The sequence below is a fragment of the uncultured Nostoc sp. genome, assembly GCF_964245445.1.
Classification (GTDB): domain Bacteria; phylum Cyanobacteriota; class Cyanobacteriia; order Cyanobacteriales; family Nostocaceae; genus Nostoc.
In genome coordinates this window covers 1-5,717 of record NZ_CAXTNE010000387.1, presented here as the reverse complement: position 1 = coordinate 5,717, position 5,717 = coordinate 1, and the positions used below count along the sequence as shown (strand labels likewise).

The window sequence follows — 5,717 nt, the reverse complement described above, 5'->3', positions numbered from 1 at the left end:
CCTCGCTACTATCCACATCTGGATTCACAAAATATTATTAGTGGGATAGGTTCACCAATAACGCTTTTGTGCTGTTGCCTTCAATCCGCGAATATAAGGCATTGAATTATTTCTATCTACATTAAAAAATGCCTTATAACCATCTGTGAAATTAATCAGTATAGTTCCTTCCATAATTGCTTCTTCTAAGCCATTTCTGGTTAGATAAGCGAGACTTGTAACTTTTCCAAATTCTTTACCACCTGGTTCATAAATACCTGACAAAACATCCTGCTTTGTGTATCTAGTGTAAAATTTATCGTTATTAGAGTTTTCTTTTAAACTATAAATTGGTGTATTAAAAGTAGAGGTTTTCTTGCGAGAACCGGGGTGAGTAAACACAGCATATTTGGTAATTCTTAATTGTTTTTGTTTTTTGTCTTTTGGGTTATAAGCAGTCCATTTAATAACTCGAAAATTGGAATTGATAAACTTGGGCTCTTGCAAACGAGTAACTCGATTATTAGCAATATCCTCCTTTAAAACAACAATCATGAAATTCAAGGTATTGATCACATCTGGAACAGTAACGCCTTGAGTAGCAAGCATCCCTGTACGCAAAATATCTGGGTCTTCTGAACTATAATCTTGAAAATATTTTCTAGTATTAACGAGAACGGTTAACAAATCTTTTTGATTGAAGTTGACCTTACTACTTGGCAGTTTGACTGGAGTAACAATTTGGCTGCCATTGATACTAAATTTATATTTTTTGAACTCATCGACAACTCGATAGGGTGCAGATGCAGCTAACAAATTATGTTGAAATGAAAAAATATTTTGCTTGTCTAGAATCTCATCAGATGTTTGTTTAGTGATTAAAGGATTTTTAAACTTCAAATCAAGTTTATGAACAACTTGATTTGAGGTGAGAGAAATCTGTGATTTAAATGGGGTAAAATTTTCTTGCTGAGTAAAAAATTTATCTTGTTGGGCTAGCTGTTTAGTTTTTAACTGAGTATATAAATGGCTACTGGCTAAACTGACAAGCAACAAGGCAGCACAACCTACTGTGATACGGAATTTTTGGTTAAATAAGATATTCATAACTTAAGGAATAAATTCCTATTATCTCTTAGTATCTTCTATTTTTAATTTTGAATTTTTTAAGTTTCTATCACCTCACGCACTAACTGCGCCAATTTTTCGGCACTATCAGGAACTGCGATCGCATGAGCTTTTTTCCCCATCTTTGCTAATTCATCTGGTGATTGCAACAAATTCAACACATTACTTTGTAATATTTGTGCCGTTAACTCTGACTGCTTCAGTGTTAACGCCGCACCAGATGAAGTAAATACGTCTGCATTATAAGATTGATGGTCTTCGGCAGCAAAGGGGTAAGGAATCAAAATTGCTGGCGTTCCACACACTGCCAATTCTGTCAAGCTACCAGCACCAGAACGACTAATGGCAAGAGTAGCTCGTTGCAACAATGCTGCCATATTGTTGTAAAAAGGTAAGACTATGTACTGTGGATGTTTGAGGCTATCTGCTTCCTCGTCGCGATCGCCAGTTAAATGTACTACATAAGCACCAGCATCAAACCAAGCGTTTGCAGATTCGCGCACTAACTTATTAACCGTAACTGCGCCTTGGCTACCACCAAATACGACAATTAAAGGAACACCTTCAGGAATAGCTAAATCTAGGGGTGCATGAATTGCCCCATCCAAGAATTGCGCCCTTACAGGAGTACCAACACAAACATTTTTAGCACTGGGTAAATACTTAGCAGCTACTTCAAATCCCAAGGCTACCGCGTTACACCAAGGGCCAAAAAAGCGAGTTACTTTACCAGGTATTGCGTTAGATTCGTGAAAAACCACGGGTAAACCGAGGGAACGCGCCGCAATGACGGCTGGCCCGGCAATGTAACCCCCTGTGGTAAACACCCCTTGAAAATTTCCCTGCTTTAAAATTCGTCTGACTTCTATAATCGAAAGGGCGAGTTTACCCAAAATGCGAATCGAGGAGAGTCCAAACCCTTGCTGAAACCCTTCAACTGCAATAGTATTCAAGGGATACTCTTTAGGGACAAGTTCAGTTTCTAGCCGATTGGGTACTCCCAGCCATTCGATTTGATAATCTGGCAATTTTTGTGCCAGTGCGATCGCTGGAAACAAATGTCCACCAGTCCCACTGGCAGCTATTAATAATCGTATCGGTGCGTTTGCCATCAAACCTCTACCGTTTAGCGTCTAGCTTAACTAAGATAAAACAATTTCCTTACTTTCTCTCATCAAATCAGTAAACTCTTAACCAATGACTAACATTATTACCGCTTTAGTGAGACGACAACTCAGATTTACAGCTAGTATCTGGCTAGTTTCATTCCTGCTAACCCTTGGTTTAACAAGTGGTTGGCAACGCACTCAAGCGGCGACACCACAACAGTTAGTCCAAGCTGGTACAGCTCAAAATGCACCAGCTGATGTGAAAAACCTGTTGACACAAGTTGATGCAGCCGCTAGTCGGGGCGATGTCAAAGGTGTGTTGCAATTCTACAGCCCCAATTTCACTCATGGGGATGGATTAAACCTGCAAACCCTGGAAAAGTCTTTGACTTCACTTTGGCAACGATATCCCAAATTGCAATACAGTACAAAACTGCTATCTTCAAAACCTGAAGGTAATGCAATTATTGCAGAAACTGAAACGAAGATAACTGGCTTATCTTCCACTAACAATAATAATTCGACTCTCAATGCCACGATTAAATCGCGTCAGCGCATTGCAGGCGGAAAAATAGTCCGCCAAGATATTTTGTCAGAACGCACCCAACTTACCTCTGGCAGCAAGCCGCCCCAAATTAATATTAAATTACCAGAGCAGGTGCTGGTTGGTCAAAAGTATAATTTTGATGCGATCGTCCAAGAGCCACTGGGTGATGATTTTCTACTAGGAACGGCGCTAGAGGAACCCATACAAGCAGAGAAGTTTCTCAACCCCACATCCGTGGATTTGGAATTACTGACATCTGGCGGACTGTTTAAAACCGCACAAGCACCATCTACCCCTGGTAGCCAATGGGTTTCTGCTGTCATCCTGCGCGGTAATGGGATGACAATGGTAACTCAGCGCCTGCAAGTGGTGAAGAAGTAGAGACGCGATTAATCTCGTCTGTACAGGAGTTAGGAGTTATAGACGAGTGATGATAAATTATGAACTATGAAACTTGTACTATTTCATAATTCATAACTATTAACTCCTCACTCCTAACTATCCTAATGACTTCGCTAGAAAATCAAATCATTTTAATAACTGGTGCAAGTAGTGGTATTGGTACTGCTTGCGCGAGAATCTTCGCTGGTGCGGGTGCAAAACTAATCCTAGCGGCACGACGGCTGGAACGTTTGCAGCAGCTAGCAGATACTCTCGTTAAAGAATTTGGTATTGAAATTCATTTGTTACAGCTAGATGTGCGCGATCGCAATGCTGTAGAAGAAGCCATTTCTACTCTACCGTCTGCCTGGTCTGACATCGATATTCTGATCAACAATGCTGGTCTAAGTCGTGGTTTAGACAAGTTGCAAGAAGGCAGCTTTCAAGACTGGGAAGACATGATTGATACTAACGTTAAGGGTTTACTTTACGTGTCCCGCTATGTCGTTCCAGGAATGGTAAGCCGCGATCGCGGCCATGTGGTCAATTTAGGTTCCATTGCTGGACATCAAACCTATCCCGGTGGTAATGTCTACTGTGCTACCAAAGCTGCTGTGAGGGCAATTTCGGAAGGTTTAAAACAAGACCTGTTGGGAACGCGGGTACGTGTAACTTCCGTTGACCCTGGTATGGTAGAAACCGAATTTAGCAATGTGCGCTTTCACGGAGATGCTGAACGTGCCAACAAAGTCTACCAGGGAGTTAAGCCCCTGACAGCAGATGATGTGGCTGATGTGATATTTTTCTGTGTAACGCGATCGCCCCATGTCAATATTAATGAAGTTGTGCTGATGCCTGTTGACCAAGCTAGCGCTACTTTAGTTAATCGGCGAACTTGAAGAAGAATTCAGAAGTCAGAATCAAGACGCTCGTTCCTCGCTAACGTTAACGCTATCGCTAACGCTAACGCTAACGCTATCGCTAACGCTATCGCTAACGCTAATGCTACGCTATCAGTGGGGGATTCAGACCCGCCACTTGCACAGAATTTAATTCTGTAGCTTGCTTCCCTGAAAGGGTATTCTGGCTCCTGACTCCTGAATTCTTTTTTGATAAATAATAATTAAGCGGTCTTAAAAAATCGAATAATTTCGCGGACATGATCGAGAAATTGCCCATCCGTGGAAAGTTGCGCGATCGCAGTTCGTGCTTCTCTTGCCAAACGCTCATGTTCAGTTTGATTTGTCGCCCCTAATGCTTCCAAGTTAGCGGCAATTCGAGCTAAATCTCTACGAGTTTCTTCGGCAAAGCGTTGTTGAGTTGCGGGTAATGAATAAGATTGTTCAGGGTTAAGTTGCTCCTCAAATGACTGGATTTTTTGTTCCAATATGGAGAAGCGATCGCGCAGTTCAACAATATCTTCGCGCGGATACTTCCATTCTTGGCGAATCATCGCTAACCGCGCATATAAATACTCATACGCCCGAATCGCTGGACGCAGAATTGTTAATAACAAAGCTGCACCAGAACTTATATATCCCACCGTACTAATACCAGTGGCAGCAAGAGTATAAAGACCAACTGCCGAGAATAAGTGTAAAGCAATGGCAACCCAGAGCGATCGATTTGCCAACACTGTGACATAGTTTACTTGTTTCTCATCGACTGGAATTCCTTTCTCTTTAGATTGTGCTGCTTCTGCTAAGACTTCTTTGGCTTGAAAATGCACATTCCACGGGACAGTAACAATTACCAACAGCCACCAAAAGCTTGCACCACCAATCACCCAATCAAGAAAGTTACCAGCAGGGATGTGCAACCATTGCAGTAAACCAAAAGCTGTTAGCACCACAATTACAATTCCAGCAATGGAACTGATGAAAAAGTTGATATACATTTTGCCCTGTATCCAGTGAAACTATACCTCGATCATGACTATGCCCCAGCAGTTATACGGGAATGATTGTGATGGTTTTTCTATTTGCACACACGAGTTTTTCAATGAAGTAGCTACACCAATTAGGTTAATTCTCTTTGCTACCCTTTTAACAAGAGTAGCAACAAACGTGATTGTGATGGTTTTTTTAGTTGCACATATATAAAAAAATGAATCAGTGCTTAGAAACAGAGAAGTTATAAATAATGAAATACTGCTTTGTAGAGTTTCAAGGTTTGAGTCTTTTTTATGCCTCAAAAATGTTTAAGTCCTGGTAGTAGAAATCTTCTGACAACACATTCTGTAGTATAAAGGTAATATAGCTATAACTTTTATTCTTTCGTGACAAGCTTGTGCCAGATTTGACTTGATTGCACTAAAAGGAGAGTGGCGATGAAAAAAGTAGCGGTGTTTGGCAATGCTGGAGGCGGAAAATCAACTTTAAGCAAGAGATTATCTCAAATCACTGGTTTGCCACTTTACGTCTTGGACAAGATTAAATATCAATCAGGAGGCGCAGAGGTTCCACATGAAGACTATAAGCACGCCCATCAGCAAATTCTAGTTACTGACCGATGGATTATATCAAGTCCGGTTAATCACTTATGATTACTGGATCTGTGCAAAAATCCCAAAA

Annotated in this window: 5 protein-coding genes and 1 pseudogene; 3 read left to right on the top strand and 3 right to left on the bottom strand. The window is 41.0% G+C overall.

Going from position 1 to position 5,717, the window contains the following annotated elements; genetic code table 11:
• Positions 1-54: 54 nt before the first annotated feature.
• Positions 55-1,086: pseudogene (locus ACFE90_RS35535) on the bottom strand (hypothetical protein); the annotation flags it as partial.
• Positions 1,087-1,145: 59 nt separating this feature from the next.
• Positions 1,146-2,219, bottom strand: a complete 1,074-nt coding sequence (gene murG, locus ACFE90_RS35530) for an undecaprenyldiphospho-muramoylpentapeptide beta-N-acetylglucosaminyltransferase (RefSeq protein ID WP_375506959.1) — start codon at positions 2,217-2,219, stop codon at positions 1,146-1,148.
• Positions 2,220-2,304: 85 nt separating this feature from the next.
• Between murG and ACFE90_RS35525 the strand changes: the two genes are divergently transcribed.
• Positions 2,305-3,144 (top strand): nuclear transport factor 2 family protein, encoded by an 840-nt coding sequence (locus tag ACFE90_RS35525; protein WP_375506958.1) that lies wholly within the window; start codon positions 2,305-2,307, stop codon positions 3,142-3,144.
• Positions 3,145-3,269: 125 nt separating this feature from the next.
• Positions 3,270-4,043: an SDR family oxidoreductase gene (locus ACFE90_RS35520; protein ID WP_375506957.1), complete on the top strand. Its 774-nt coding sequence runs from the start codon at positions 3,270-3,272 to the stop codon at positions 4,041-4,043.
• A gap of 224 nt (positions 4,044-4,267) precedes the next feature.
• On the opposite strand, the gene ACFE90_RS35515 is transcribed toward ACFE90_RS35520, so the two are convergent.
• Positions 4,268-5,041: a hypothetical protein gene (locus ACFE90_RS35515; RefSeq protein ID WP_375506956.1), complete on the bottom strand. Its 774-nt coding sequence runs from the start codon at positions 5,039-5,041 to the stop codon at positions 4,268-4,270.
• 432 nt (positions 5,042-5,473) lie between these two features.
• On the opposite strand from ACFE90_RS35515, the gene ACFE90_RS35510 reads away from it, so the two are divergent.
• Complete coding sequence (locus ACFE90_RS35510; protein WP_375506955.1) at positions 5,474-5,689, top strand: hypothetical protein; 216 nt, start codon at positions 5,474-5,476, stop codon at positions 5,687-5,689.
• Positions 5,690-5,717: the final 28 nt, after the last annotated feature.